Annotated in this window: 24 protein-coding genes; 6 read left to right on the forward strand and 18 right to left on the reverse strand. The window is 74.8% G+C overall.

The annotated features are described in order from the left end of the window. Window positions 1-146 precede the first annotated feature (146 nt). The 14 genes from ACFVQZ_RS01005 to ACFVQZ_RS01070 form a co-directional block, all read right to left on the reverse strand. Window positions 147-1,550 (reverse strand): nucleotide pyrophosphatase/phosphodiesterase family protein, encoded by a 1,404-nt coding sequence (locus ACFVQZ_RS01005; protein ID WP_030493211.1) that lies wholly within the window; start codon window positions 1,548-1,550, stop codon window positions 147-149. A 40-nt stretch (window positions 1,551-1,590) separates the two neighbouring features. Then, window positions 1,591-2,760, reverse strand: a complete 1,170-nt coding sequence (gene eboE / locus ACFVQZ_RS01010; protein ID WP_383618586.1) for a metabolite traffic protein EboE — start codon at window positions 2,758-2,760, stop codon at window positions 1,591-1,593. A 16-nt stretch (window positions 2,761-2,776) separates the two neighbouring features. Then, window positions 2,777-3,628, reverse strand: a complete 852-nt coding sequence (locus ACFVQZ_RS01015) for a TatD family hydrolase (protein ID WP_383618587.1) — start codon at window positions 3,626-3,628, stop codon at window positions 2,777-2,779. Beyond that, on the reverse strand, window positions 3,628-4,260 hold the full coding sequence (locus ACFVQZ_RS01020) for an EboA domain-containing protein (RefSeq protein WP_383618588.1): 633 nt from the start codon (window positions 4,258-4,260) through the stop codon (window positions 3,628-3,630). Before ACFVQZ_RS01020 ends, ACFVQZ_RS01015 begins: the two co-directional genes overlap by 1 nt. Then, on the reverse strand, window positions 4,254-5,132 hold the full coding sequence (locus tag ACFVQZ_RS01025) for a TIM barrel protein (RefSeq protein ID WP_036413830.1): 879 nt from the start codon (window positions 5,130-5,132) through the stop codon (window positions 4,254-4,256). The genes ACFVQZ_RS01020 and ACFVQZ_RS01025 overlap by 7 nt, the downstream gene beginning before the upstream one ends. After that, window positions 5,129-6,064, reverse strand: a complete 936-nt coding sequence (locus tag ACFVQZ_RS01030; protein ID WP_383618589.1) for an SCO3242 family prenyltransferase — start codon at window positions 6,062-6,064, stop codon at window positions 5,129-5,131. Before ACFVQZ_RS01030 ends, ACFVQZ_RS01025 begins: the two co-directional genes overlap by 4 nt. Continuing rightward, window positions 6,061-7,179, reverse strand: coding sequence for an inositol-3-phosphate synthase (locus tag ACFVQZ_RS01035; RefSeq protein ID WP_383618590.1), 1,119 nt, complete (start codon window positions 7,177-7,179; stop codon window positions 6,061-6,063). The genes ACFVQZ_RS01030 and ACFVQZ_RS01035 overlap by 4 nt, the downstream gene beginning before the upstream one ends. 373 nt (window positions 7,180-7,552) lie before the next feature. After that, the gene (locus tag ACFVQZ_RS01040) at window positions 7,553-8,560 is read right to left on the reverse strand and encodes a sugar phosphate isomerase/epimerase family protein (protein ID WP_383618591.1); all 1,008 of its coding nucleotides are present in this window, start codon (window positions 8,558-8,560) and stop codon (window positions 7,553-7,555) included. Window positions 8,561-8,654: 94 nt separating this feature from the next. Then, window positions 8,655-9,917 (reverse strand): Gfo/Idh/MocA family protein, encoded by a 1,263-nt coding sequence (locus ACFVQZ_RS01045; RefSeq protein ID WP_051787506.1) that lies wholly within the window; start codon window positions 9,915-9,917, stop codon window positions 8,655-8,657. A 79-nt stretch (window positions 9,918-9,996) separates the two neighbouring features. Next, window positions 9,997-11,040 (reverse strand): ABC transporter substrate-binding protein, encoded by a 1,044-nt coding sequence (locus ACFVQZ_RS01050; protein WP_030493202.1) that lies wholly within the window; start codon window positions 11,038-11,040, stop codon window positions 9,997-9,999. Between the two features lie 70 nt (window positions 11,041-11,110). Then, on the reverse strand, window positions 11,111-12,154 hold the full coding sequence (locus ACFVQZ_RS01055) for an ABC transporter permease (protein WP_030493201.1): 1,044 nt from the start codon (window positions 12,152-12,154) through the stop codon (window positions 11,111-11,113). Then, a complete protein-coding gene (locus ACFVQZ_RS01060) occupies window positions 12,151-13,686 on the reverse strand; it encodes a sugar ABC transporter ATP-binding protein (protein WP_383618592.1) in 1,536 nt (511 codons plus the stop codon). The genes ACFVQZ_RS01055 and ACFVQZ_RS01060 overlap by 4 nt, the downstream gene beginning before the upstream one ends. A gap of 388 nt (window positions 13,687-14,074) precedes the next feature. Continuing rightward, complete coding sequence (locus tag ACFVQZ_RS01065) at window positions 14,075-15,256, reverse strand: ROK family transcriptional regulator (RefSeq protein ID WP_030493199.1); 1,182 nt, start codon at window positions 15,254-15,256, stop codon at window positions 14,075-14,077. Window positions 15,257-15,458: 202 nt separating this feature from the next. Further along, window positions 15,459-16,397: a helix-turn-helix domain-containing protein gene (locus tag ACFVQZ_RS01070; protein WP_030493198.1), complete on the reverse strand. Its 939-nt coding sequence runs from the start codon at window positions 16,395-16,397 to the stop codon at window positions 15,459-15,461. Between the two features lie 340 nt (window positions 16,398-16,737). Between ACFVQZ_RS01070 and ACFVQZ_RS01075 the strand changes: the two genes are divergently transcribed. The 3 genes from ACFVQZ_RS01075 (at window position 16,738) to ACFVQZ_RS01085 (ending at window position 18,158) form a co-directional block, all read left to right on the forward strand. Continuing rightward, window positions 16,738-17,226 (forward strand): membrane protein, encoded by a 489-nt coding sequence (locus ACFVQZ_RS01075; protein WP_030493197.1) that lies wholly within the window; start codon window positions 16,738-16,740, stop codon window positions 17,224-17,226. 110 nt (window positions 17,227-17,336) lie between these two features. Further along, window positions 17,337-17,939: a type 1 glutamine amidotransferase domain-containing protein gene (locus ACFVQZ_RS01080; RefSeq protein WP_030493196.1), complete on the forward strand. Its 603-nt coding sequence runs from the start codon at window positions 17,337-17,339 to the stop codon at window positions 17,937-17,939. 30 nt (window positions 17,940-17,969) lie between these two features. Next, entirely contained in the window at window positions 17,970-18,158 is a 189-nt protein-coding gene (locus ACFVQZ_RS01085) for a CsbD family protein (protein WP_030493195.1), read from the forward strand. Between the two features lie 97 nt (window positions 18,159-18,255). Here the strand turns inward: ACFVQZ_RS01085 and ACFVQZ_RS01090 are convergent, their stop codons facing one another. Beyond that, the gene (locus tag ACFVQZ_RS01090; RefSeq protein ID WP_030493194.1) at window positions 18,256-19,011 is read right to left on the reverse strand and encodes a glucose 1-dehydrogenase; all 756 of its coding nucleotides are present in this window, start codon (window positions 19,009-19,011) and stop codon (window positions 18,256-18,258) included. Window positions 19,012-19,112: 101 nt separating this feature from the next. Next, window positions 19,113-19,970 (reverse strand): helix-turn-helix domain-containing protein, encoded by an 858-nt coding sequence (locus ACFVQZ_RS01095; RefSeq protein WP_030493193.1) that lies wholly within the window; start codon window positions 19,968-19,970, stop codon window positions 19,113-19,115. A gap of 151 nt (window positions 19,971-20,121) precedes the next feature. Here ACFVQZ_RS01095 and ACFVQZ_RS01100 point away from each other — a divergent pair, with 151 nt between their 5' ends. Both ACFVQZ_RS01100 and ACFVQZ_RS01105 read left to right on the forward strand, forming a co-directional pair. Then, window positions 20,122-20,811: a hypothetical protein gene (locus tag ACFVQZ_RS01100; protein ID WP_383618594.1), complete on the forward strand. Its 690-nt coding sequence runs from the start codon at window positions 20,122-20,124 to the stop codon at window positions 20,809-20,811. Between the two features lie 95 nt (window positions 20,812-20,906). Then, window positions 20,907-21,635: a dienelactone hydrolase family protein gene (locus ACFVQZ_RS01105; RefSeq protein WP_383618596.1), complete on the forward strand. Its 729-nt coding sequence runs from the start codon at window positions 20,907-20,909 to the stop codon at window positions 21,633-21,635. Window positions 21,636-21,660: 25 nt separating this feature from the next. Here ACFVQZ_RS01105 and ACFVQZ_RS01110 read toward each other — a convergent pair whose 3' ends face one another. Beyond that, window positions 21,661-22,206 (reverse strand): hypothetical protein, encoded by a 546-nt coding sequence (locus tag ACFVQZ_RS01110; protein WP_383618597.1) that lies wholly within the window; start codon window positions 22,204-22,206, stop codon window positions 21,661-21,663. A 134-nt stretch (window positions 22,207-22,340) separates the two neighbouring features. Between ACFVQZ_RS01110 and ACFVQZ_RS01115 the strand changes: the two genes are divergently transcribed. Further along, the gene (locus ACFVQZ_RS01115) at window positions 22,341-22,865 is read left to right on the forward strand and encodes a S1 RNA-binding domain-containing protein (protein ID WP_030493188.1); all 525 of its coding nucleotides are present in this window, start codon (window positions 22,341-22,343) and stop codon (window positions 22,863-22,865) included. 46 nt (window positions 22,866-22,911) lie between these two features. On the opposite strand, the gene ACFVQZ_RS01120 is transcribed toward ACFVQZ_RS01115, so the two are convergent. Then, a complete protein-coding gene (locus tag ACFVQZ_RS01120; protein WP_383618599.1) occupies window positions 22,912-24,864 on the reverse strand; it encodes a helix-turn-helix domain-containing protein in 1,953 nt (650 codons plus the stop codon). Window positions 24,865-24,922: the final 58 nt, after the last annotated feature.

The raw sequence follows: 24,922 nt of genomic DNA on the forward strand, positions 1-24,922 counted from the left end.
TTCGTGGTGACGGGGGTACGGCATGCGGGTTTCCCGGATACGGGCGGGACGGGGGTGGCGGTACGGGGCCCGGGCGGCTCGACGCACGGGCGGTACGGGGCCCGGGCGGTTCGGCGCTCGGGCGGTGCGGGGCGCGGCGCGCCGGTTCAGGAGAGGCCGGCGAGCCGCAGCAGGAGCGGCTTCACCTCGGTGGCCTCGGTGCGGCCGGGCAGGGCGCCGGGGGCGGAGCAGAGGATGACCGGCCCGTCGTCGTCGCTCGCGGGCAGCCGGCCGTGGCTGCCGCGCACGGGTGACGGGTCCAGTGGCACGACGGCCATGCGGTAGCGCAGGCCGGCCTTCTTGCGGGCGACGGCCGCCGCGGCCCTGAGCCGTACGTAGGGGTCCTCGGGGTCCAGGAAGAGCTCGGCGGGGTCGTAGCCGGGCTTCCGGTGGATCTCCACGAGCCGCGCGAAGTCGGGGGCCCGCGCGTCGTCCAGCCAGTAGTAGTACGTGAACCAGGCGTCGGGTGCGGCGACGGCGACGAGTTCGCCGGAGCGGGGGTGGTCGAGGCCATGCGCCTTCTTTCCCTCGTCGTCGAGGAGGCGTTCGACGCCGGGCAGGTCCTGGAGGACGGCGCGGGTGGCCGCGAGGTCCTCGGGGCGGCGGACGTAGACGTGGGCGAGCTGGTGGTCGGCGACGGCGAACGCGCGGGAGACCGTCGGGTCGAGGTACTCCATGCCGTCCTGGGTGTGGACGTCGAGGAGTCCGGCGCGGCGCAGGGCCCGGTTGATGTCGACGGGCCGGCTGACGCGGGTGATCCCGTACTCGGACAGGGCGACGACCGTGCGGCCCTCGGCGCGCGCGTCGTCGAGCAGCGGTCCGATGACGGCGTCGAGTTCGGCGGCGGCGCGGAGCGAGCGCGGGTCGTCGGGGCCGTATCGCTGGAGGTCGTAGTCGAGGTGCGGGAGGTAACAGAGCGTCAGGTCGGGGCGGCGGGTGCGCATGATGTGGCGGGTGGCGTCGGCGATCCACCGGCTGGAGGCGAGCGAGGCGCCCGGCCCCCAGTACTGGAAGAGCGGAAACGTGCCCAGTTCGGCGGTGAGTTCGTCGTGGAGGGCGGGGGGCCGGGTGTAGCAGTCGGGTTCCTTGCGGCCGTCGGCGCGGTAGACGGGCCGGGGGGTGACGGTGATGTCGGTGTCGGCGCCCATCGCGTACCACCAGCAGATGTTGGCGACGGTGTAGCCGGGGTGGGCGCGGCGGGCGGCGTCCCAGATCTTGTCGCCGGCGACCAGGCCGTTGTGCTGGCGCCAGAGCAGGACCTCGCCGAGGTCGCGGAAGTACCAGCCGTTGCCGACGATCCCGTGCTCGGCGGGGAGGGTGCCGGTGAGGAAGGTGGACTGGGCGGAGCAGGTGACGGCGGGCAGCACGGTGGAGAGGGGTGCCCGAGAACCGGAGTCGGCGAGGGCGCGGAGGCGGGGCATGTGGTCGAGGAGCCGGGGGGTGAGGCCGACGACGTCGAGGACGAGGAGCGGCGTCGGGCGTCCGCCTGCCGGGGTCTTCGCGTCGGTCACGGGCGTTCCTTCACAGGAGGTCCTTCACGGGAGAGGTCCTTCACGGGAGTTCCTTCAGGCCGAGGTCGGTGAGCAGGTCGCGGGCGAGGGCGAGTTCGGCGGCGATCCCGTCGGCGAGGCGGCCCCGGGTGCGGGGCCGTGCTCCGGGCGGCAGCGCCGGCCAGGTGTACGTCTCCACCTCCAGGTGGCGGGTGCGGGGACGGTCGCCGCCGACCAGGCGGGCCAGGGCGTCCTTCAGGACGGGGAGCGTGGAGGTGAGCGGCGGGGCGGGCGGGGCGTGCAGCGGGACGTGGAAGTGGGCGCGCCAGGGGGCCGTGTCGGGCAGGGCGTTGCCCGCGAGCGCTTCGGGGAGGTCGTCGGTGCCGTGGAGTCCGGCGGCGGTGCGGGTGCGGGTCTGGTGCAGGAAGCGGGGTTCGGCGAAGGCGGCGAGCGCGGCGCGGACCTCGGGGCGGTCGGGGTGCTCGGCGTGCAGGGCGGTGGAGAGCTGGGCCTTGGGGACGGGGATGCCGGCGGCGTCGAGCGCGGCGAGCGCGCTGGCGGGGTCCTCGAAGGAGGTGGCGAGGTGGCACGTGTCGACGCAGACGCCGATGCGGTCGCCGGGCAGGGCGGCGAGCGGTGCGAGGGCGTCGGCGGTGGTCTCCACGACGCAGCCCGGTTCGGGTTCGAGGGCGACGCGCACGGACTTGCCGGTCAGCTCCTCCAGGGCGTCGAGCCGTTCGGTGAGGGTGGTGAGGGCGGTCCGGGCGGTGGCGGCGGCGCGTGCGTCGAAGCCGGTGCGCCAGGCGAGCGGCAGGGTGGAGACGCTGCCCTCGGTGACGTCGTCGGGGAGCAGGGCGGCGAGGAGGCGGGCGAGGTCGGTGGTGTGGGCGAGGCGCTGCGGTTCGGTCCAGTCGGGTCGGTAGACGCGGTGCTTCACCGCTTCGGCGCCGAACCCCTCGTAGGGGAAGCCGTTGAGGGTGACGACCTCGAGGCCGCGGCGTTCCAGTTCGTTCTGGAGTCCGCGCAGCGCCACCGGGTCGTCGACGAGGGCGTGGGCGGCGTCCTTGGCGAGCCAGAGGCCGATGCCGAGCCGGTCGCGGCCGAGCCGTCGGCGCACCGGTTCGCAGTGGTCGCGGAGCTGGGCGAGGACGCCGTCCAGGGTCTCGGCGGGGTGGACGTTGGTGCAGTAGGAGAGGTGGACGAGGGTGCCGTCCGGGTGGCGGAAGCGCACGGGGGTCCCTCCTTCGTCATTCTCCGCCGCGCAGCACGGAGTTGCCCTCGTGCAGGGCCTCCGGGGCGGCGGGGACGTCGAGCTGGAGCCGGCCGCTGAGTCCGTAGAAGGCGACGGGGTTGCGCCACAGCACCTGGTCGACGTCGTCGTCGGTGAAGCCGGCGGCGAGCATCGCGTCGCCGACCTCGCGGGTCTTCAGCGGATCGCTTCTGCCCCAGTCGGCGGCCGAGTTGACGAGGATCTTGTCGGTGCCGTAGGTCCGCAGGACGGCGACCATGCGGTCGGGGTCCATCTTGGTGTCGGGGTAGACGGAGAAGCCGAGCCAGCAGCCGCTGTCCCGGGCGGCGGCGACGGTCGTCTCGTTGAGGTGGTCGAGGAGGGTCCGCTCGACGGGCAGCGCCGACGCGCGGACGACGTCCAGGGTGCGGCGGAGTCCGGCGAGCTTGTCCCGGTGCGGGGTGTGGACGAGGGCGGGCAGGCCGTGGTCGGCGGCGAGCTGGAGCTGGGCGGCGAGGGCGGTGTCCTCGGCGGGGGTCATGGCGTCGTAGCCGATCTCGCCGACGGCGACGACGGAGTCCTTGACGAGGTAGCGGGGCAGCTCGTCGAGGACGGGCGTGCAGCGCGGGTCGTTGGCCTCCTTGGGGTTGAGGGCGATCGCGCAGTGGTGGGCGATGCCGAACTGGGCGGCGCGGAACGGCTCCCAGCCGAGCAGCGCGTCGAAGTAGTCGAGGAAGCTGGCGGGCGAGGTGCGGGGCTGGCCGAGCCAGAAGGCCGGTTCGACCACGGCGCGGACGCCCGCCGCGCACATCGCCTCGTAGTCGTCGGTGGTGCGCGACGTCATGTGGATGTGGGGGTCGAAGATGCGCATCACGGCTCCTCGGTCGGTACGCCGGTCAGGGTCAGGGCGTGGCGGAGGTCGCGGGGGACGTCGCGGCCGGCCGCGGTGCGTTCGGCGGCGAGGGCCGCGAGCATGCGGGCTAGGTCCGCGTCGCCGGCCGCGCGCCGCGCCAGGTCCGCGACGGCGGTCAGCGGTACGCCGGTGAAGAGGCACTTCAGGACGGCGTGCCGCCAGGCGTGCGGGTCCAGGTGGGCGGCGGCGTACGGGCCGACGGCGGCGGCGATCAGCCGGGTGTCGTGCGTCCGCAGGGCGTCCTCCACGAGCGGGACGGCCTCCGGGCCGGGGACGAGGGCGGGCAGGGCCTGCAGCACCGCGCGGCGCTCGGCGGCGCTGCCCTCCCGGTAGAGCCGGGCCAGCGTCTCCGTGCCGGCCCGGGCCTCGGTCAGCAGCAGCGCCCGTACGGCGTCGGCGTGGTCCTGGCCGCAGTGCCGGCCCGCGGTGACGAAGCGCAGCTCCCAGGCGGGGCGCGCGGACGGGGCCGGCGGGGTGCTCGCGGCCCGGGCGGCGTCGGCGAGGGCTTCGGCGAGCCAGGCGCGGGCGGGGTCGCCGGGCAGCCGGGCCGCGAGGGCGTCGACGGTGCGGGACGGCGGCGGCGTCAGCATGCGGGTGCTCCCTTCGCCGCGGTCTCGGCGGCGGCCCGCAGGAACGCGGCGGACTCGGCGGCGAGTCGCGGGCCGGCGTGCGCGTGGCGGGGCAGTTCGACGATGGTGAGGCCCCGGTAGCCGACGGCCGCGAGGGCGTCGAGGACGGGCGGGAAGTCGATCTCGCCCTCGCCGAACGGCAGGTGCTCGTGGACGCCGCGCCGCATGTCCTCGATCTGCACGTGCCGCAGCCAGGGTCCCGCCGCGCGGACGCACGCGGCGGGCGGCTCCGGCTCCAGGCACTGGCAGTGGCCGATGTCGAGGGTGAGGCCGAGCGGCGCGGGGTCGCCGAGCGCGGCGCGCAGCCGGTGGAAGTCGGCGAGGGTGGCGAGGAGGTGGCCCGGTTCGGGTTCGATCGCGAGCGGCACGCCCGCGGCGGCGGCCGTGTCGAGCACGGGCTCCAGCGCCTCGGTGAGCCGCCGCCAGGCCGTGGCGGGGTCGGTGCCGGGCGGGGTGACGCCGCTGAAGCAGTGCACGGCGTGCGCCCCGAGGTCGGCCGCGACGCCGACGGCCGTGCGCAGCAGCCGGATCCGGGCGGCCCGGTCCTCGGGGTCGGCGTCGAGCAGGGACGGGCCGTGCTTGCGGCGCGGGTCGAGCACGTACCGGGCGCCGGTCTCGACGGTCGCGGTGAGCCCGAGCGCGCCGAGCCGGCGGGCGACGGTCGCGGTGCGGGCGGCGAGGCCGGGCGCGAGCGGGTCGAGGTGCATGTGGTCGAGGGTGAGTCCGACGCCGTCGTAGCCGAGGTCGGCGAGGAGCGCGAGGGCGTCGTCGAGGCGGAGGTCGGTGAGTCCGTTGGTGCCGTATCCGAGGCGGAGCGGCGGCCGGTCGGTCATGTGGTGCTCACCTTCCGTGCGAGGGCGCGGGCGAGGGGGACGAGCCCCAGCAGGCCGATGCCGGTGCCGGTGGCGCCGGCGCGGGCGGCGAGCGCGGCCTGGAGCGGGATCAGGGCGCGGATGCCGCCGCCGACGGCGCGCCGGGTGAGCGGCGGCGACGGGTGGAGGGCGGCGTGCAGCAGGGGGACGGCGGCGGTGCCGGCGTACAGGGCGGCGGGCGCGAGCGGGGCGAGGGCCGCCGCGCCGCCGGGCCGCCGGAGCGCGCCCAGCGCGGTGGCGGCGCCGAGGGCGCCCGTCGCGGCGAGCGCCCCGAGCGGGGCGAGCGTCGATCCGCCCCGCTCCTCGTGCCGGGACACGGCGGTGACGGCGTACGTGTGGGCGGCGAGCGCGGCGGCGGGCGCCGCGACCCGGCGTACGGTACGGGCGTCCGCGCCGGGCCGCGCGGCCGTGGGCGGCGCGCCGGTGGCGGCGGCGCCGAGGACGAGGTCGAGGGCGCGGGCGGCGGCCATGGCGGCGGGCGCGGCGGGCGTGTGCTTGAGACGCAGGTCGTAGGCCCAGACGGTGCCGGCGAGGGCGGTGGCGACGGAGAGGGCCGGGCGGCCGGCGCGGGAGGCGAGGGCGAGCCCGGCGGCGGTGAGGAGGCCCGCGGCGCCGAGCGCGGCGGCCGGCGCGATGCGGCCGGAGGGCAGCGGGCGGTCGGGGCGGTCGACGGCGTCCTCCTTCCGGTCGGCCCAGTCGTTGAGGGCCATGCCCGCCTCGTACAGGCAGAGCGAGGCGCCGATCGCGTACGCCGTCCCCCGTCCGGGCCGCAGTCCGGTGGCGGCGGCGCCGGCGAGCGCGTCACCGGGGACGGTGAACAGCGCCGAGACGCGCAGCAGTTCGGCCCAGGCCCGGAGCTGCCGGGTGCGGTCCGGCCGACCGGGGCGCGTCACCGTGCCTCCCGCAGCCGGTCGGCGAAGGCGAGGAGCGCGGCGTACTGCTCCGCGAGGCCGGAGGGTCCGCCGTCGGGGTCCTTGAAGTAGAAGCCGAGCTGCGGGAGCGGTCCGGAGAGCCCGGCCTCGTGGGCGCGGGCCACGAGCCGGGCCAGGTCGAGGACGAGGGGCGCGGCGAGCGCGGAGTCGCAGCCCTGCCAGATGGTCTGGAGCACCATCCGGGTGCCGAGGAAGCCGTCGAAGGCGATGTGGTCCCAGGCGGTCTTCCAGTCGCCGAGCGCGGGGACGTCGTCGATGTGGACCTGTCCCTCCGGCCGGTGGCCGAGCGTGTCGGCGAGGACGCGCTCCTTGCCGGCGTTCTTCGCCGCCGCGGCGGCGGGGTCGGCGAGCGTCGCCCCGTCTCCCCCGCCGAGCAGGTTGGTGCCGGACCAGGCCCGCACGTCCAGGGCCCGCTGGACGAACATCGGGGCGAGCACGGCGCGCAGGAGCGTCTGGCCGGTCTTGCCGTCGCGGCCCGCGTGCGGAAGTCCGGCGTCGGCCGCGGCGGCCGTGAGACCGGGGGCGCGCAGCCCGGTGGACGGGGTGAAGTCGACGTACGGGCAGCCGGCCCGGAGGGCCGCGGAGGCGTAGAGGGAGCTGGGCGGCAGGCGTACGGCGCCGGGTGCGGGCGGGGGTTCGGTGGCGGAGACGTTGACGACGACCACGCGGGCCAGGGCGTGCCGGTCGCGGAAGGAGACGAGGTCGGCCGCGAGGTCCGCGACGAGCTCGGCGTCGGTGCGGGGGTCGTCCGGGAGGGGGCCGCCGGTGCGTATCTCGGCGTCGGCGGCGGCGAGTTCGGCATGGACGGCGGCGGCGAGACCGTGCGGGAGGACGCCGGCGCCGGTGAGCTGCTCGGCGCGCTTGGGGAGCGGGCAGGACACGATGTCGTGGCCGCCGAAGACGAGCGCGGCCAGGGACGGCAGCCCGGTGCCGGCGAACGCGTGCGTCTCGGTGACCATGCCGGTCGCGGGGTGGAGTCCGGCGCGGACGGCGGCGCATCCGGCGACGGCCGTGGTCGCCACGGAGCCGCGCGCTCCGGCGAACCAGACTCCGGTGCGTACGTGGGTGTCAGTCACGGGCTGCCTCCTTGCCAGATCGTTCGGTGCGGGGGTGGAGGGCTGGGGTGGGGGTGGCGTGGTGCCGCCGGTGCGGGGCGGGCGGCGGGAGCGGGTCTTCGGCTGCGGCTTCAGCTTCGGCGCGCGGGGCCGTCTCGGCGGTCCGGGCGCCGGGTGGGGGCGGAGAACCCGGGGGCGTACGGGGAAGGCGGGGCGTACGGGGAAGCGGGTCGTACGGGGTGCGGTGAGGGGACCGTATCCGCCTTCGTCCGCGACGGAAAGCCCTTGCGCGGCACATCGGTCGAACTTTCTCCTGCGTCAGGACAAAGCCGTGCGCGGGCAGGCCGGACCGCCCGGTGGCGCTTCCCGCGCCACCGGGTCCGACCGCCGGCTCCTACCGGTCGCCGCCGGAGAACGCCGCGTCGAACGAGGCGGCCGGCGGGTCGAAGTCGAACCGCTTCAGATGGGCCAGCGCCTCGGGCGCGCCGGTGAGCCGGTCCATGCCGGCGTCCTCCCATTCGACGGACACGGGGCCGGCGTAGCCGATGGACCGCAGCATACGGAAGACGTCCTCCCAGGGCACGTCCCCGTGACCGGCGGAGACGAAGTCCCAGCCGCGCCTGGGGTCGCCCCACGGCAGGTGGGAGCCGAGGCGCCCGTTGCGCCCGTCGAGGCGCTTGCGCGCCTCCTTGCAGTCGACGTGGTAGATCCGGTCGCGGAAGTCGTACAGGAAGCCGACCGGGTCGAGGTCCTGCCAGACGAAGTGACTGGGGTCGAAGTTGAGCCCGAAGGCCGGCCGGTGGTCGACGGCCTCCAGGGCGCGGCGGGTGGTCCAGTAGTCGTAGGCGATCTCCCCGGGGTGGACCTCGTGGGCGAAGCGGACCCCTTCGGCGTCGAAGACGTCGAGGACCGGGTTCCACCGCTCGGCGAAGTCCTCGTAGCCGCGCTCGATCATGCGCTCCGGCACGGGCGGGAACATGGCCACCAGGTGCCAGATGGAGGAGCCGGTGAAGCCGATGACGGTGTCGACGCCGAAGGCGGCGGCGGCGCGCGCGGTGTCCTTCATCTCGGCGGCGGCCCGCCGCCGCACGCCCTCGGGTTCGCCGTCGCCCCAGATCCGGGGCGGCAGGATGCCCTGGTGCCGCTCGTCGATCGGATGGTCGCAGACCCCCTGGCCCACGAGGTGGTTGGAGATCGCCCAGCACTTCAGGCCGTACTTGTCGAGCAGGGCATGCCGCCCCGCGAGGTACGCCGGGTCGGCGAGGGCCTTGTCGACCTCGAAGTGGTCTCCCCAGCAGGCGAGTTCGAGGCCGTCGTAGCCGAAGTCGCGGGCGAGCCGACAGACCTCCTCCAGCGGCAGGTCGGCCCACTGGCCGGTGAAGAGCGTGAACGGGCGGGGCATGGGGCCTCCAGACGGCGGGCGGACGGACGGACGGTCACGCGGGCGGACGGACGGGGTGGCGCTCCCGGACGGCGGACGGACGGTCCCCGGGCGGCTAGCGGACGGCGGGCGGACGGTCGTGCGGCGGCCGGCGGACGGCGGCCGGCTCGTCCGGGACGGGGGTGTAGACGGCGTTCTTCCGGGCGCTCTCCTCGACCGCGTCGAGCACCCGCTGCACCCGCAGCCCGTCGGCGAACGACGGTGACGGTTCGGTGCCGGCGCCGATCGCGGCGACGAGGTCGCGGGCCTGGTGGGTGAAGGTGTGCTCGTAGCCGAGGGTGTGGCCGGGCGGCCACCACGCCTCCAGGTAGGGGTGGTCGGGCTCGGTGACGAGGATCCGGCGGAAGCCCGCGGTGGCGGCGGGTTCGCGGTGGTCGTGGAAGGAGAGCTCGTTGAGCCGTTCCAGGTCGAAGGCGAGCGAGCCCCGCTCCCCGTTGATCTCCAGTCGCAGCTGGTTCTTGCGGCCGGAGGCCATCCGGCTGGCCTCGAAGGCGGCGAGCGCCCCCGAGGCGAGCCGCCCGGTGAAGACGACCGCGTCGTCGACGGTCACCGGCCCGCGCGGGGCGGCGGCGGACTGCCCGGCGGGCGCGGCCAGGCCGGCCGCCGCGGCGGCGAGCCGGGGCCGTTCCCGTACGAAGGTCTCCGTCTGGGCCGACACCCCGACGACCGGCTCCCCCGCCAGGTACTGCGCGAGGTCGACGATGTGCGCGCCGAGGTCGCCCAGCGCCCCGGACCCGGCGTGCTCGCGCTCCAGCCGCCAGGTCAGCGGGAAGTCCGGGTCGACCAGCCAGTCCTGGAGGTAGCTCACCCGGACGTGCCGCAGGGCGCCGAGCCGTCCCTCGGCGATGAGCCGGCGGGCGTACGAGAGGGCGGGCACGCGACGGTAGTTGAAGCCGACCATCGCGACCTGGCCGCGGGCGCGGGCGGCCTCGGCGGCGGCGGTCATGGCCTCCGCCTCGGCCACCGAGTTCGCCAGCGGCTTCTCGCACAGGACGTGCTTGCCGGCCTCCAGGGCCGCGATCGCGATCTCCGCATGGCTGTCCCCCGGGGTGCAGATGTCGACGAGCTGCACGTCGTCCCGGGCGATCAGGGCGCGCCAGTCCGTCTCCGCCGCCGCCCAGCCGTGCCGCCGGGCGGCGGCCCGGACGGCGTCCGCGTCCCGGCCCGCGATCGCCGCGAGGACGGGCCGCAGCGGCAGGTCGAACACCCGGCTCACGTTGCGCCAGCCCTGGGAGTGCGCCGCGCCCATGAACGCGTACCCCACCATGCCGACGCCGAGTGCGGGCGGCGCGGTCGCGTCGCTGTCCCGCTGTTCCATACGGTTCCTCCTGGTCAGAGAGTCACTGACTCGTCGGTGTGCTGCGGAGCCGGGCATCCCCCCGGGAGCCCGGATCCGGTCAGTTGAAGCCGGTCGGCAGGTAGTCGTCGACGTTCTCCTTGGTGACGACGGCGGAGTAGAGCGTCAGCGAGGACGGGATCTCCAGCTCGGCGAGTCCGCCGACGCCCTTGCCCTGGCCGAGGGCGCGGGCGAGGTCGATCGCGGACGCGGCCATCGTCGGCGGGTAGAGGACGGTGGCCTTGAGGACGCCCGTGCCGGCCTTGATGGCGTCCATCGCGGACTTGGCGCCGGCGCCGCCGACCATCAGGAAGTCGTCGCGGCCGGCCTGGGCGATGGCGCGGAGCGCGCCGACGCCCTGGTCGTCGTCGTGGTTCCACAGCGCGTCGAACGCGGGCTGGGCCTGCAGCAGTTGGGCCATCTTGGCCTGGCCGGACTCGACGGTGAAGTCGGCGGCCTGGCGGGCGACCTTGGTGATGTTGGGGTAGTTCTTCAGGGCGTCGTCGAAGCCCTGGGTGCGCTGCCGGGTGAGTTCGAGGTTGTCGAGGCCGGCGAGTTCGACGACCTTGGCGTTCGGCTTGTCCTTGAGCTGCTCGCCGATGTAGGTGCCGGCGTTGAGCCCCATGCCGTAGTTGTCGCCGCCGATCCAGCAGCGGTACGCCTGCGGGGAGGCGAAGATCCGGTCCAGGTTGACGACCGGGATGCCGGCCCGCATCGCCTGGAGGCCGACCTGGGTGAGGGCCTTGCCGTCGGCGGGCAGGATGACGAGGACGTCGACCTTCTTGTTGATGAGGGTCTGCACCTGGCCGATCTGGGCGGCGGTGTCGTTCGAGCCCTCGGTGATCTCCAGGGTGACGTCGGAGTACGTCGCCGCGCGGGACTTGGCGTTCTGGTTGATGGCGTTGAGCCAGCCGTGGTCGGCCTGGGGGCCGGCGAAGCCGATGGTGACGGGCTTGCCGGGCTTGTCGCCGGCGGCGGGGGCGTTGCCGCTGGGCTGGGCCTGCTGCTTGGGCTCGTTGCTGGTGCAGGCGGTCAGCAGGGCCCCGGCGGAGACGGCGGCGGTGCCGAACAGAAGTCCTCTGCGGCTGGGGGAGGTTCGGGACATGGCGGATCAACCCTTCGGCTGGGCGGGACGGATCGGCTCGGGTGTCGGGACGGGTGCCGGGCGGCGGGCGTCAGGCGTCGCCGCCGCGCAGGGTGCGGCGCTGGACGAGGACGGCGGCCACGATGATCGCGCCCTTGGCGATCTGCTGGACGGCCGTCTCCATGTTGTTGAGGGCGAAGATGTTGGTGATGGTCGTGAAGATCAGGACGCCGAGGACGGAGCCGACGATGGTGCCGCGTCCGCCGCTGAGGAGGGTGCCGCCGATGATGGCGGCGGCGATGGCGTCGAGCTCGTACAGGTTGCCGTTGGTGTTCTGGCCGGATCCGGCGAGGACGATCAGCATGAACGCGGCGATCCCGCAGCACAGCCCCGACAGCAGGTACAGGTAGAGGCGCTGCCGCCGCACGTCGATGCCGGCGAGCCGGGCGGCTTCCGCGTTGCCGCCGACGGCGACGGTGCGGCGGCCGAACGTGGTCCGGTTGAGCAGCAGCCAGCCGACGACGGTCACGGCGGCGAAGACGAGGACGAGCGGCGGGATCCCGAGCACGTAGGCGTCCTTGACGCCCAGGTCGAGGACGTCGGTCACGGTCACCATCTGGGTGCGGCCGTCGGTGATCTGGAGGGCGAGGCCCCGGGCGGAGGCGAGCATGGCCAGGGTGGCGATGAACGGCACCAGGCCGCCGTACGCGATCAGCACCCCGTTCACGAGGCCGCAGCCGAGGCCGACGAGCACGGCGGTGAAGAGGATGCCCGCGAAGCCGAACTCCTGGGTGGCCACGGTCGTCGCCCACACCGACGCGAGGGCGACGATCGCGCCGACCGACAGGTCGATGCCGCCGCTGGTGATGACGAACGTCATGCCGACGGTGACGACGCCGATGACCGACGCCTGGGTGAGGACGAGCTGGAGGTTGCTGGTGGCGAGGAAGGAGTCGGGCTGGGTGATGCCGCCGACGGCGACGAGCGCGACGAGGACGCCGAGCAGCGTCACGCTGCGGACGTCCCACCGCATGAACGCCGGCCGGTGCGGCGCCTTCCTGCCGGGGGCGGCGGTGGCGGGCGCGGGGGCGGACGTCGGCGCGTCCTTCCGCGCGGCGGGGGCGGGCTGCGTCATGGCGTCGGGTTCCCTTCCATCACGAGATCGAGTACGCGGTGCTCGTCCAGCTCCTGGGCCGGCGCCGTGTGCACGACGGACCCTTCGCGCAGCACCAGCACCCGGTCGGCGAGCCCGAGGACCTCGGGAACCTCGCTGGAGACGAGCAGCACGGCCAGTCCTTCGTCGGCCAGCCGGCGGATCACGGCGTAGAGCTCGGCCCGGGCGCCGATGTCGACGCCCCGGGTCGGTTCGTCGAGCAGCAGCACCTTGCAGCCGCGCAGCAGCCAGCGTGCGAGCACGGCCTTCTGCTGGTTCCCGCCGGACAGCGTCCTGACCGCCACGTCCGGGTCGTCGGGCCGCAGCGACAGCTCGCGCACGGCCTGGTGCGCGGCGGCCCGCTCGGCGCGCCGGTCGAGCCAGCCCGCCCGGGAGTAGCGGGAGAGCGTGGAGACCGAGACGTTGCTGCCGACGGACTCCAGCATCAGCAGGGCCTGCGCCTTGCGTTCCTCGGGGGCCAGTCCGATGCCGGCCCGGACGGCGGCGCGGACGCTGCCCGGGCGCAGCGGGACGCCGTCGACGAGGACCCGGCCCGCGTCGGGCTTGCGCGCCCCGTAGATCGTCTCCAGGATCTCGCTGCGGCCGGAGCCCACCAGCCCGGCGAGGCCGACGATCTCCCCGGGCCGCAGGGCGAGGTCGAGAGGGGCGAACTCGTGGGCGCGGGTGAGGCCTTCGACGGTGAGGACCGGGGCCCGGACGGCGGCGGCGTCGTCGTCGGGGGGTGCGGGGCGGGCGGGGAAGACGTGCTCGACGGTGCGGCCGGTCATGAGGGCGACGATGTCGCGGGTCGGGGTGGTGTCCGCCGGCAGGCCGCCGGCGACGGAACGGCCGTCCTTCAGCACGGTCACCCGGTCGCCGATGCGGCGGATCTCCTCCAGGCGGTGGGAGATGTACACGACGGCGACGCCGTCGGCGGTGAGTTCGGCGACGATCCGGAAGAGGTTGTCGACCTCGTCGGGGTCGAGCGCGGCGGACGGCTCGTCCATGACGATCAGCCGCACCTCGTGCGAGAGGGCGCGGGCCATGGAGACGATCTGCTGCTGGGCGGCGGAAAGTTCGCCGACGAGCCGGCCCGGGTCGATCTCGGGGTGGCCGAGCCGTTCCAGCAGCCGGCCGGCGGCGGCCCGGGCCCGCGCCCCGCGCACGACGAACCCGGCGGAGGTCGGCTCGTTCCCGAGGAACACGTTCTCGGCGACGGACAGCCCGCCGACCAGGTCCAGCTCCTGGTAGATGGTGGCGATCCCCAGCCGCATGGCCGCGATCGGGGAGGTCAGGGCGACCGGCTCGCCGGCCCAGGTGATCTCTCCGTCGTCGGGCTGGTGGGCCCCGGCGAGGACCTTGATGAGGGTGGACTTGCCGGCGCCGTTCTGGCCGAGGAGGCAGTGGACCTCGCCGGCATGGACGTCGAGGTCCACGCCGTCCAGGGCGCGGACGCCGGGGAACGACTTGGTGATGCGGGTCATCGTGAGCAGCGGTGGGGGTGATGAGGCCATGGGGTTCCCCTCGGCGGATGGGCCGTGTGCGGGCAGGGCGAAGCAGGCCGCGGCGCGCGGCGGGACGAGGCGAGGCGCGGTGAGGCGAGGTGAGGCGAGGTGAGGGAAGGGTGGGGCTCAGGGCCCTGCGGCGTGGTGGGTACCGGCGCGTGCGGGGGCGGTGAGCGGGCATGGCGGACAGCCACGGGACCGTTGCGTGGTGCGGGGTTGCGGGTGGTGCCGGGGTGCGGTGGTGCCGGGGTGCGGGTGTGCCGGGGTCCGGCGTGCGGTGGGACGCGGGTGCGATGAAGGTACGGATACGGGACGGGGTACGGGTGGTGCGCGGGTGCTTCGGCGGGCGGCGTACCGCTGCCGGAGGTACGGGGGACGGCGGAGAGGCCGTCCGGGGTCAGGCCGGGGAGAAGACGTGGTCGCTGATGAGCCGGGCCGCGCCGATCACTCCGGCGGTCGGGCCCAACTCGCCCAGAACGATGGGGAGGTTGCCGGTCGCGAGCGGCAGCGACTGGCGGTAGACCTGGGTGCGGACGCTGGCCAGCAGGGTGTGGCCGAGACCGGTGACACCGCCGCCGATGACGACGAGCCCCGGGTTGAAGAAGCTGACGAGCCCGGCGATGACCTGGCCCAGACGCCGTCCGCCCTCGCGGATCAGTTCCAGGGCCACGGTGTCGCCCGCCGCCGCGGCGGCCGAGACGTCGGCGGCGGTCAGCTCACCGGCCGCCTCCAGTCGCGCGGCCAGGTGCGGGGACCGGCCCGAGCGCGCCGCGTCCTCCGCGTCGCGGGCCAGCGCCGCGCCGCTGAAGTGCGCCTCCAGGCAGCCCTGGTTGCCGCAGGCGCAGGCGCGTCCGTCGGGCTGGACCTGGATGTGTCCGATGTCGCCGGCGCTGCCCGTCGTACCGCGGTAGACCTGGCCGCCGATCACGATGCCGCAGCCGATGCCGGTACCGATCTTGACGCACAGGTAGTCGCCGACGGAGCGGGCGACGCCCGCGTGCTGCTCCCCCATCGCCATGAGGTTCACGTCGTTGTCGACCATCACCGGGCAGCCGAGGTCCTGGCTCAGGGCCTCGCGGACGGGGAAGCCGTCCCAGCCGGGCATGATCGGCGGCGCGACGGGAACGCCCTCGGGGAAGCGGACGGGCCCGGGGACGCCGATGCCGGCGCCGTCGAATCCCTCCGCGACCCCGGACGCCTTCAGCTTGTCGGCCATGGCCAGCACGCGCTCGAAGACGGCGACGGGTCCCTCGCGGACGTCCACGGGCTGGTTCAGGTGCCCGAGGACCTCCAGTTCGGCGTTGGTGACGGCGACGTCGATCGAGGTGGCGCCGATGTCGACGCCCAGGAAGCGCAGGGACGGGGCGAGCCGGAGGTTGTGCGAGCGGCGACCGCCGCGCGAGGCGGCGAGTCCGTCCGCGGCCACCAGGCCCGTCTCCAGCAGCCGGTCCACCTCGACCGCCAGTTTGGAGCGGGACAGGTCGACGAGATCGCCCAGCTGCGCGCGGGAGTTGGGGCCTCCGTCGCGCAACAGGCGCAGCAGGCGCGCCTGGTGCACGTTCGCGGGTCGAGCGGTCATCCGTCTCACGAATCCCTCCCCTCCCCCGCCTCCGGCTGGGGGCCCGAATGCCTGTCCGCGGCGGTCGACCCGTCGGGCTTTCGAGAGGAACGTAGCAGCGCTCTCCCGCCCTGGGAACTACTTGCGCAGGAAACAAGCACGACTTCTTCCACTCCCGGGACAAAGACGGCCGGGCGGCGACCGCTCGGGGCCCGTACGGGGGTCAGGCGAAGGTGCGCCGGTAGGTCTGCGGACTGACGCCCGTGGTGCGCTTGAAGCGCTCGCGGAAGGCGGTCGGGGAGCCGAATCCGACCTGCCCGCCGATGCGTTCGACGGAGTGTCCGGTGGTCTCCAGGAGGTGCTGCGCCTGCCGGATCCGCGCCCGGTTCAGCCACTGGAGCGGGGTCGTGCCCGTCTGGTCGCGGAAGCGCCGGATGAGGGTCCGGGTGCTGGTCCCGGCCCGTTCGGCGATGTCGGCGAGGGTGAGTTCCCGGGCCATGTTCGCGCGCAGCCAGTCGAGCAGCGCCTCCAGTTCGGAGCCCTGCGGCGTCGGCGTGTGGTCGTGCACGATGAACTGCGCCTGCCCGCCTTCCCGTTCGAGCGGCATCACCGACAGCCGGGCCGCGTCGGCGGCCACCGCGGAGCCGTAGTCGCGGCGGATCATGTGCAGGCAGAGGTCGAGCCCCGCCGCCGCGCCGGCCGAGGTGAGGAACTGTCCGTTGTCGACGTACAGGACGTCGGGGTCGACGTCGAGGGCCGGGTGGAGCGCGGCGAGCAGCCCGGCGGCCTGCCAGTGGGTGGTGACGCGCAGCCCGTCGAGGAGTCCGGTCGCGGCGAGCGGGAAGGTGCCGACGCAGAGGGAGGCGATCCGGGTGCCGTCGGCGGCGGCCGACCGGAGCGCGTCGCGGACGGCCGGCGCGAGCGGCGCCGCCGGATCGGCGACGCCCGGCACGATGACCGTGTCCGCCTCCCGCAGGCCCTCCAGCCCCCAGGGCGCGCGCAGCGTGAACGCGCCGGCGTCGACCTCGTCCCGCTCGGCGCACACCCGGACCTGGTAGCCGGGCCGCCCGTCGGGCAGCCGGGTCCGCGAGAAGGCTTCGATCGGCGTGGACAGGTCGAACGGGATCACCTGGTCCAGCGCGAGTACGGCGACGGTGTGCATGGCGGGAACCTACCGCGCCGCCCTCCGGTCGCGCGCTCGCCTGTTCCCATACCGGCGCAGTTCAGAGCCGTACGGCAGCGTCTGGCACTTTTCCGTTGAGACCTGGCGGCAGTGCCACTGGGCGATCACGGCGCCGACCGGTTGACTCGGAGCGTCCCGCCCGCACCCCTCGCTCTCCCGCCCGTACCCCTCCCTCTCCCACCCGCTTCCCACCCCCTCCTGACCGAAAGCAGAAAGCACCCGCCATGCCCCGCACCACCGCTGCCGTCGCAGGCACCAGGAACCCGTCGCCCGCCGAACCCGCGCGGTCCGCCTCCCCGGCGATCCAGGAGGGGCGGGCATGACCAAGCTGCTCCTCTCCGTGCACGTCCTGGCCGCCATCGTCGCCATCGGGCCGGTGACCGTCGCGGCGAGCATGTTCCCCGCGACCCTCCGGCGTGCGTACGGCGACCCCGCCGACGGCGGCGCTTCCGGCCGGGGCGACGCCCTGGCGACCCTGCGGACGCTGCACCGCATCTGCCACGTCTACGCGTACGTCGGGGTCACGGTCCCCGTCTTCGGCATCGCCACGGCCCGTAGCCTCGGCGTCCTGGGCGACACCTGGCTGATCGTCTCGATGGCGCTGACCGCCGCCGCGGCGGGAGTCCTGGGCCTGCTCCTCCTGCCCGCCCAGAGCCGGGCCCTGGAGCAGACGGCGAGCGGGCCCGGTCTGCCGGTTCCCACAGCGGCGGCGGCCCGGCTCGCGATGCTCACCGGCGTCTTCAACCTGCTGTGGGCCACGGTCACCGTCCTGATGATCGTCCGCCCCGGCTCCACGACGGGGGCGTGACCGAGCCGGCAGCCCGTGGGCCCTCGCCACCCGCCTCGACGTTTGAGCCGCGCCCGCCGGGTGAGGCGCCCAGGTGACGGAGCCGCGACGACACCGGAGAGGACCACATCGTGTCGCACCACGAACACCACGACGGCAAGCACGACGGCGAGCTCGGCGGGCGCAGCGTGCTCGTCCTCACGACCAACTACGGCACCGAGCAGGACGAGCTGCGCGAGCCGGTGGCCGTGCTGCGGGAGAACGGAGCCCGGGTGACGGTCGCCGCGCAGAAGGACGAGCCGGTACGGACCCTGGTGAGCGACCGCGAGCCCGGCGCGGAGGTCACGCCGGACACGACGCTGGCGGAGGCCACCTCGGAGGGGTACGACGCCGTGATCGTGCCGGGCGGCACGATCAACGCCGACCACCTGCGGGCCGACGACGACGCCCGCCGCCTCGTGTCGGCCTTCGCCGAGGAGGGCAAGCCGGTGGCCGCGATCTGTCACGGACCGTGGCTCCTGGTCGACAGCGGGCTCGCCAAGGACCGCGAGCTCACGTCGTACCCCACCCTCCGTCCCGACCTGGAGAACGCCGGCGGCACCTGGCGGGACCAGGAGGTCGTCGTCGACACCTCCGGAGAGCACCCGCTGATCACCTCCCGCAAGCCGGACGACATCGACGCCTTCGCGGCGGCGATCGTCCGCACCCTCGCGGGCGCGGGAACGGCGGCGTGACGGAGCCCGACGAGAAAGGACGTGTCCGCCATGGCCAAGGGCGACATGCAGAAGGGCAAGGGCAAGATCAAGGACGCCGTGGGCAAGGCCACCGGCAACCGGCGGATGGAGGCGGAAGGCAAGGGCGACCGCGCGCAGGGCGCCGGCCGCGAGGCCGTCGAGAAGGTGCGGAACATGGCGGAGAAGGCCCGGGGCGCCCGCAAGCGCGGGACGTCGTGACCTGACCCGCCCCACCCCGTGAGGGGTTTTCTCCGTGTCCACGCCGTCGCCGGCCGGTTCCGCGCGACGGCGTGAACACGGACGTGCCTGCCCGGTCTCAGGGGTTCGGGAAGGACCCGACGAGGCCGCCGTCGATCACCAGATCCTGGCCGGTGACGTAGGCGGCGTCGGCGGAGGCGAGGAACGCGACGGCGGCGGCCACGTCGGCGCCGCGCCCGATCGTGCCGAGCGGCACCTGTGCGGCGTTCCGGGCGTCCGCCTCGGCGTCGGCGTTGGCGTCCCGGTACATCTCGGTGTCGATGAAGCCGGGGCTGACCGAGTTGACGCGGATGCCGCGCGGTGCGAGGTCGGAGCCGAGGGTGCGGGCCAGGTTGTGGACGGCGGCCTTCGTCGCGGAGTAGACGGAGGCGACCGGCAGTCCGCGGTACAGGGTCCAGGAGGCGTTCAGGACGATCGCGCCGCCGTCCTTCAGCAGGGGCAGCGCCTTCTGGACGGTGAAGAAGACGCCCTTGAAGTTCACGTCGGTGGACCGGTCGAAGTCGGCTTCCGTGATCTCGGCGCCGGGCTTGAACACACCGGTGCCCGCGTTGGCGAAGAGGGCGTCGAGGCCGCCGCGCCACGCCCGGACCCGGCCCATCAGCGCGTCGAGGTCGGCCAGGTCGGCGACGTCCGCGCGGACGGTCAGCAGCCGCTCTCCGGCGCCGAGGCCGGCCGCCGCCTTGTCCAGGCGCTCCTCGTCGCGTCCGGTGATGACGACGTGGGCGCCCTCGTCGAGGAGGCGTCGGGCCGTGGCGTACCCGATGCCCGAGGTGCCGCCGGTGATCAGAACGGTGTGGTGGGTGAATCGCTCCATGCCGACGATCCTGCGCGCCGGGCCGGGCCCCCGGCAGTGCGGGACGAACCTGGGTCTGCCACCACCACCTTCGCGTACGGGAGGCACTCCCGGCCCTCGGCTTACGCCGGCACCGCCGCGAGCAAGGCGGCGAGCCGTTCCCCGGTGTCCGTGCCGGGGGCGGGCGTGTGCAGCATCAGGCGGTGACCGGGCAGCTCCGGGACGGTCAGCGTGGTGTAGGTGAAGACGAGTTCGCCGCAAGCGGGGTGGTCGACCGTCTTGGTCCCGCCGGCCGCGCCGCGGAGCCCGTACTCCCGCCAGATCGCGGCGAACTCCGGGCTGACGGCGCACATGTCGGCGGCGAGCCGCCCGAATTCGGGGTCGTCCGGGTAGCGCGCGGCGTCCGCGCGGAACTGGCCGACGATGGTCCGCGCGGCGTCCTGCCCACCGACGAGGGACGAGCGGTAACGGGCGCTGGTGAAGAAGGTGACGAGGCAGTTGTGGTCGTCCTCGCCGTAGCCGAAGACCGCCTCGGCGGCCCGGTTGACGGCCACCAGGTTCCAGTGCCGGTCCAGCAGGTACGCGGGGCGCGGCAGCCAGGAGTCGATCACCTGCCGCAGCCCGTCCGGAACGACGCGCCCGGGGGCGGCGGCGGTCCGGGGCGGGTTCAACCCGGCGAGCAGGTAGAGGTGTTCGCGCTCCATGGGGTCGAGGCGGAGCACCCTCGCGACGGCGTCCAGCACGTCCGCGGAGACGTTGATCTCCCGGCCCTGCTCCAGCCACGTGTACCAGGAGACGCCGACGCCGGCGAGCACCGCGACCTCCTCCCGCCGCAGGCCGGGCGTCCGGCGGGCGCGCAGGTCGCCGACCGCGAGCCCGGCGTCGCCCGGCGACACCCGCGCCCGTCGCGTCCGCAGGAACTCCCGTATCTCGGCGGTCCGTCGGGCCCGTGCTTCGGCGGGAAGGCGGTGGAACTCCATCCGGGCATCCTAGGCGGCGCGGAACGCGCCGTCCGCGCGGAACGCAGGGCCGTGCGGCCGGCGGAGGCGCGACGGCGTCATGATCGACGGTCTCAGCCGTCGGCGTACGATGGGCGGCCGCTGACTTCAACCGACGGCACACGGGGGCGACATGAAGGACATCCAGCAGCTCAGGGCGGCGACGCGCCTCATCGGCCGGCGCACCACCCTCCGGTACCTGGCGATCGGCGCCGCCTCGGCACTGGTCGCGGCCTGCACGGGCGAGACGAAGAAGGCGGGAACGGGCGGTAGTACGGCATCGGCGACGACGCCCACGCCCGCGACCTCGGCCACGGCCTCGGCCACGCCGTCGGCGAATCAGCCCACTTCGGCACCGAGTTCTCCGGAGGCGACGACGACTGGCGTCATGAGCCGCGCCTTCGACGCCTTCGTCCGGGGCGGCTGGACCGTCGAGTCCACTACTCCCGACGGCGAGACGGTCAAGGGCAAGGCGACCGTGATGGCGGACGGCGGCGGCAACGGCGGCTTCACCCTCGTCTGGGAAGGCGGCGGCAAGCAGGTGACCTGGACCGGCAGTTGGCTGCTGCGCGGCGGACACCTGCGGATCGACGTGTTCGACGCGCCCGAGGACGTGGACAAGCTGACGGGCGGCCAGGCCCTCACGGTCCCCAAGGAGGTCGGCGAGGGCACGTCCCTGCTGCTCCCCTGGCAGCCCCCGGGCCACGACGGCACCACCGACGGCCAGTACCTCAAGGTCACGTACAAGAACGACGTCCTCCGCATCGTCCACTCCGAACGCGGCGGCAGCGAGTCGGTCCACGTCTGCACCCGCATGGTCTGACCCGACCGAGCCGGGGGCGGGGGCGGCGCCGACTGCTGTCTGCCGTCGGTGAACAGCGCCCCGTGCGGGCGCGGCGGTGACTACCGTCGCGTCGCATGACCACCACAGTCACCACCCACACGGTCACCTACCAGGCCGACGCCCTGACCATGTTCGGACACCTGGCGCTCCCGGCCGGCACCGGACGCCGGCCCGCCGTGCTGGTCGGCCCCGAGGGCATCGGCCTGAGCGACATCGAGCGCCGGCGGGCCGAGGCGCTGGCCGAACTGGGGTACGTGGCGCTGGCCTTCGACCTGCACGGCGGTCGCTATCTGGCCGACCCCCAGGAGATGCTGGACCGCTGCCTGCCGCTGCTCGCCGACGCCGACCGCATGCGGGAGATCGGCCACGCCGCACTCGACGTCCTGCGTTCCGAACCCCGGACCGACCCGGGCCGGATCGCCGCCATCGGCTACGGCACCGGGGGCGCGATCGCCCTGGAACTCGGCCGGGCCGGCGTCGACCTGCGCGCGATCGGCACGGTCAACGCGGTGACCACGGGCCGGCCGGGCGAGGCGGCGCACATCCGCTGCCCGGTGTGGGCCGGGGTCGGATCGGAGGACCCGATCATGTCGCCCGCGCAACGGGAGGCGTTCACCGCGGAGATGCGCGCCGCGGGCGTCGACTGGCGCCTCACGGTCTACGGCGGCGCCCAGCACGCCTTCCACCACCCGCCGGTCGACCACACCACGGTCCCCGGCGTCGGCCACCACCCCCAGCACGCCCAGCGAGCCTGGCGCGACATCGTTGACCTGCTCACGGAGTGCGTACCGGTCACGGAGTGACCCGCGGACACTCCCCACACGCCCGTCAGAGCAGACCGGCGGCCTGCCGGAGGCTCGCCCGGCGGGCCGGATCGGCCACGTCCGCCGCGAGCGACGCCACGACGTCCGCGTGCGCGGCGAACACCGCTCGGCAGAGGGCGCGTTCGGGACGATCCTCGTCGGCGCCGTACCACAGCACCCATGCCTCGCTCTGCCCGGCAACCGACTCGGAGAGCTCAGCGGCCGTCACCACGACGTCGCGCAGCTCCACACGCACCGGAACGCCCGGATCGCTCGCGAGCCGGAGCAGGAACGGCAGCGCGGCCGGCATGGCCGCGTTCATCGTGGCGACGTCGTCGAAGAGCACCCCGCTGAGCACCCCCTGGGCCTCCGGGGCGGCCGTCTGGTCGAAGAGCGCCCGGAGCACCAGCGGGAGCGCTGCCGGGCATCCCGCGAAGCCGGCCCAGGGCACGTCCTCGCAGCCCTGGAGCGACGGGCGGCCCCGTCCGGCGTCCGGCGCGCCCGGGTGCCGCCGGAGCAGGCCCTCGATCGCCGCCCCCTTGGCGGCCACGTCCTTTACGAACCCGCACACCCCGTCCACCCCTTCCCGTCCGGTCGGCCGACCCGACGGCCCCCTTCAAGCCCGATGACCGCCGTGAGACGCTGGGCGGCATGAAGGCGACCCCGCGTAATCACCGTACCGAAGGGCGCGCATTTCCCGCGGAGTTGCGGGAGTTCCTGGCGGCGCTCCGCGAGGGCGAAATCCTGTCCGGCACCGTCGCCGCGATCGAGTCGTTCGGCGTGTTCGTGGCGCTCGACGAGGGGCCGGAGCATCCGGTCTTCCCCGGCGTCGGCTTCATCTCCATGGCCGAGCTGTCCTGGCACCGCTTCGAGTCGGCGGCGGACGTCGTCCGGGTCGGGCAGCGCGTCTCGTGCGAGTTCCTGCAGTTCGACACCACGAACGGCGAGGCACGCCTGTCCCTCAAGGCGACCCGGCCGGACCCGTTCGACCGGCTCGCCGACGAAGGCGTCGCCGTCGGCGCGACGCTGCGCGGGACGGTCACGAAGCTCGTGCCCTTCGGTGCGTTCGTCGAGGTCGCCGACGGCGTCGAGGGGCTGATCCACCTCCGCGACCTCGCCACCCCTCCCGTGGCGGCCCCCGAGGAGGCCGTCGCGGTCGGTGACGCGCTGACGGTCGTCGTGACCGCCGTCGACCGGCCGTGCCGCAGGATCGGGCTGTCCCTGCCCTAGTCGGCTTCCGGCGGTCCGGGCAGGTCACGGCCGCTTCACAGCGTCCTCAGGGGCGTGCGGTCGTGAGCCGGTGGAGGCGGAGGGCGAGGTGGATCTCCAGGGCGCTGCCGGGGGTGTTCCAGTCGGGGCCGAGGAGCTGGGCGACGCGGTCGAGGCGCTGGACGACGGTGTTGACGTGCACGTGGAGGGCGTCCTTGGCGCGCGAGAGGCTGGCGCCGTGGTCGTAGTAGGCGTGCAGCGTGCGGACGAGTTCGGTGCCGCGGTCGGCGTCGTAGGCGAGGACGGGGCCGAGGACCCGCTCGACGTAGGTGCCGATGTCGGCGCGGTCGCCGAGGAGGACGCCGATGAAGCCGAGGTCGGCGGTGTGGGCGCCCTCTCCGGTGCGGCCGAGGGCGTGGAGGGCGGTGAGGCAGCGCACGGCCTCGGCGTGCAGGGCGGCGTGCCGGCCGGGGCCGGTGGCGGGCCCGGCCGTGCCGGCGGTGACGGGCGTGCCGAGGATCCGGGCGAGGTCGGCGGCCAGGCCGTGGGCGAGGGGGCCGGGCCGGTCGGACGGCACGAGCAGGACGGTGTGTCCGTGGCGGGTGCCGGCGAGGCCGCCGAGCCCGCGCGCGACGCGGGCGGCCTCCGCGGCGAGCCGGATCCGCGCGGCGGGTTCGCAGTCGAGGACGGCGACGGCGTGCGGCCGGGCGAGGTCGAGTCCGAGGCGGCGGGCGCGCAGCGCGAGGCTGCCCGCGTCCCAGTGGGCGGAGGAGTCGGGGCCGGCGAGGAGGTCGTCCAGGAGTTCGCCGCGTACCCGGTCCTCGGTCTCGGCGACCGAGCGGCGGATCAGCAGGAGCATCGCGGTGACGAGGGCGGACCGTTCGAGGAGGCGGCGGTCCGCTTCGGTCAGTTCGCCGCGGCCCGTGAGAACGATGCTGCCGAGCGGTTCGGCTCCGGCGAGGACCGCGCAGGTCCAGACTCCGTCGGCGCGGACCGCGCGTCCCTCGGTCTGCGAGGCGGCCAGGCTCGCGGCGGAGGGGGCCACGGGCGGGGTGCCGACACGGGCGAGTTCGCTGCCGTCGGTGTCGTGGACGGCGACTCCCCCGCCGAGCAGCGCCGCGATCTCGGCGGCGACCTCGTCGGTGCCGGCCCCGCGCAGGACCAGCTGGGAGAGCCGGTCGTGGGCGTCGGACGCCTGGTGGAGGGCTTCGCTGTGGGCGCGGGCGGTCGCGTTGGCGGCTTCGAGGCGGGTGAGGGCGGTGCGGGTCTCGTCGAGGCGGCGGGCGCTGTCGATGGCGACGGCGGCGTGGTCGGCGAGCGACGCGAGGAGGGCGATGGCGTCCGGGGTGAACTCGCGCGGGGTGCGGTCCGCCGCGAACAGCACGCCGATGACGTCCTGGCCGAGCCGCAGCGGCACGCCGAGGATGCCCCGGAGGCCTTCCTCGGCGACGCCGTCGTCGATGGTGCCGGTGTGCCGGTAGCGGTGGTCGGTGCGGTAGTCGGTGCTGGCGTACGGGCGGGCGGTCTGCGCGACGAGCCCGCCGAGTCCTTCGCCCATGCCGAGCCGCAGCTGCTGGAAGGCGGCGGAGACGGACCCGTCGGTGACCCGCATGTACGTGTCGCGGGCGGCCGGGTCGTTGAGGGTGAGGTAGGCGACGTCCGAGCCGAGGAGCGTACGGGCCCTGCGGACGATGGCGCGCAGCACGGCGTCGAGGTCCCGCAGCCGGGCGAGATCCCCGGCGGTGTCGTACAGCGCCACCAGTTCGGTCTCGCGGCGCCGGTACTGGTCGAGGACCCGCCGCACCGACAGCGCGACCTGGGTGCTCTCCTCGATCCACGCGACTTCGGCCGGGTCGGCGCCGGCGGCGCGGAACCGGGCGGGCTGGGCGGCGAGTTCGCCGGCGGGGGCGTCGGCGGCGAGCAGGTCCAGCATGCGCCGGGCGGCCTCGGCGGACGCGGGCACGGAGGCGGTCGCGCCCGTCGCGGGCGTCCGGGCGGCTGTGGGGCGGCCGGCGGTCATGGGGCCTCCTCGCGGGCGGGTCGGTGGGACGGACGTACGGGGGCGACCCGGTCCGCCG

Source organism: Streptomyces sp. NPDC057854, assembly GCF_042797055.1.
GTDB lineage: Bacteria > Actinomycetota > Actinomycetes > Streptomycetales > Streptomycetaceae > Streptomyces.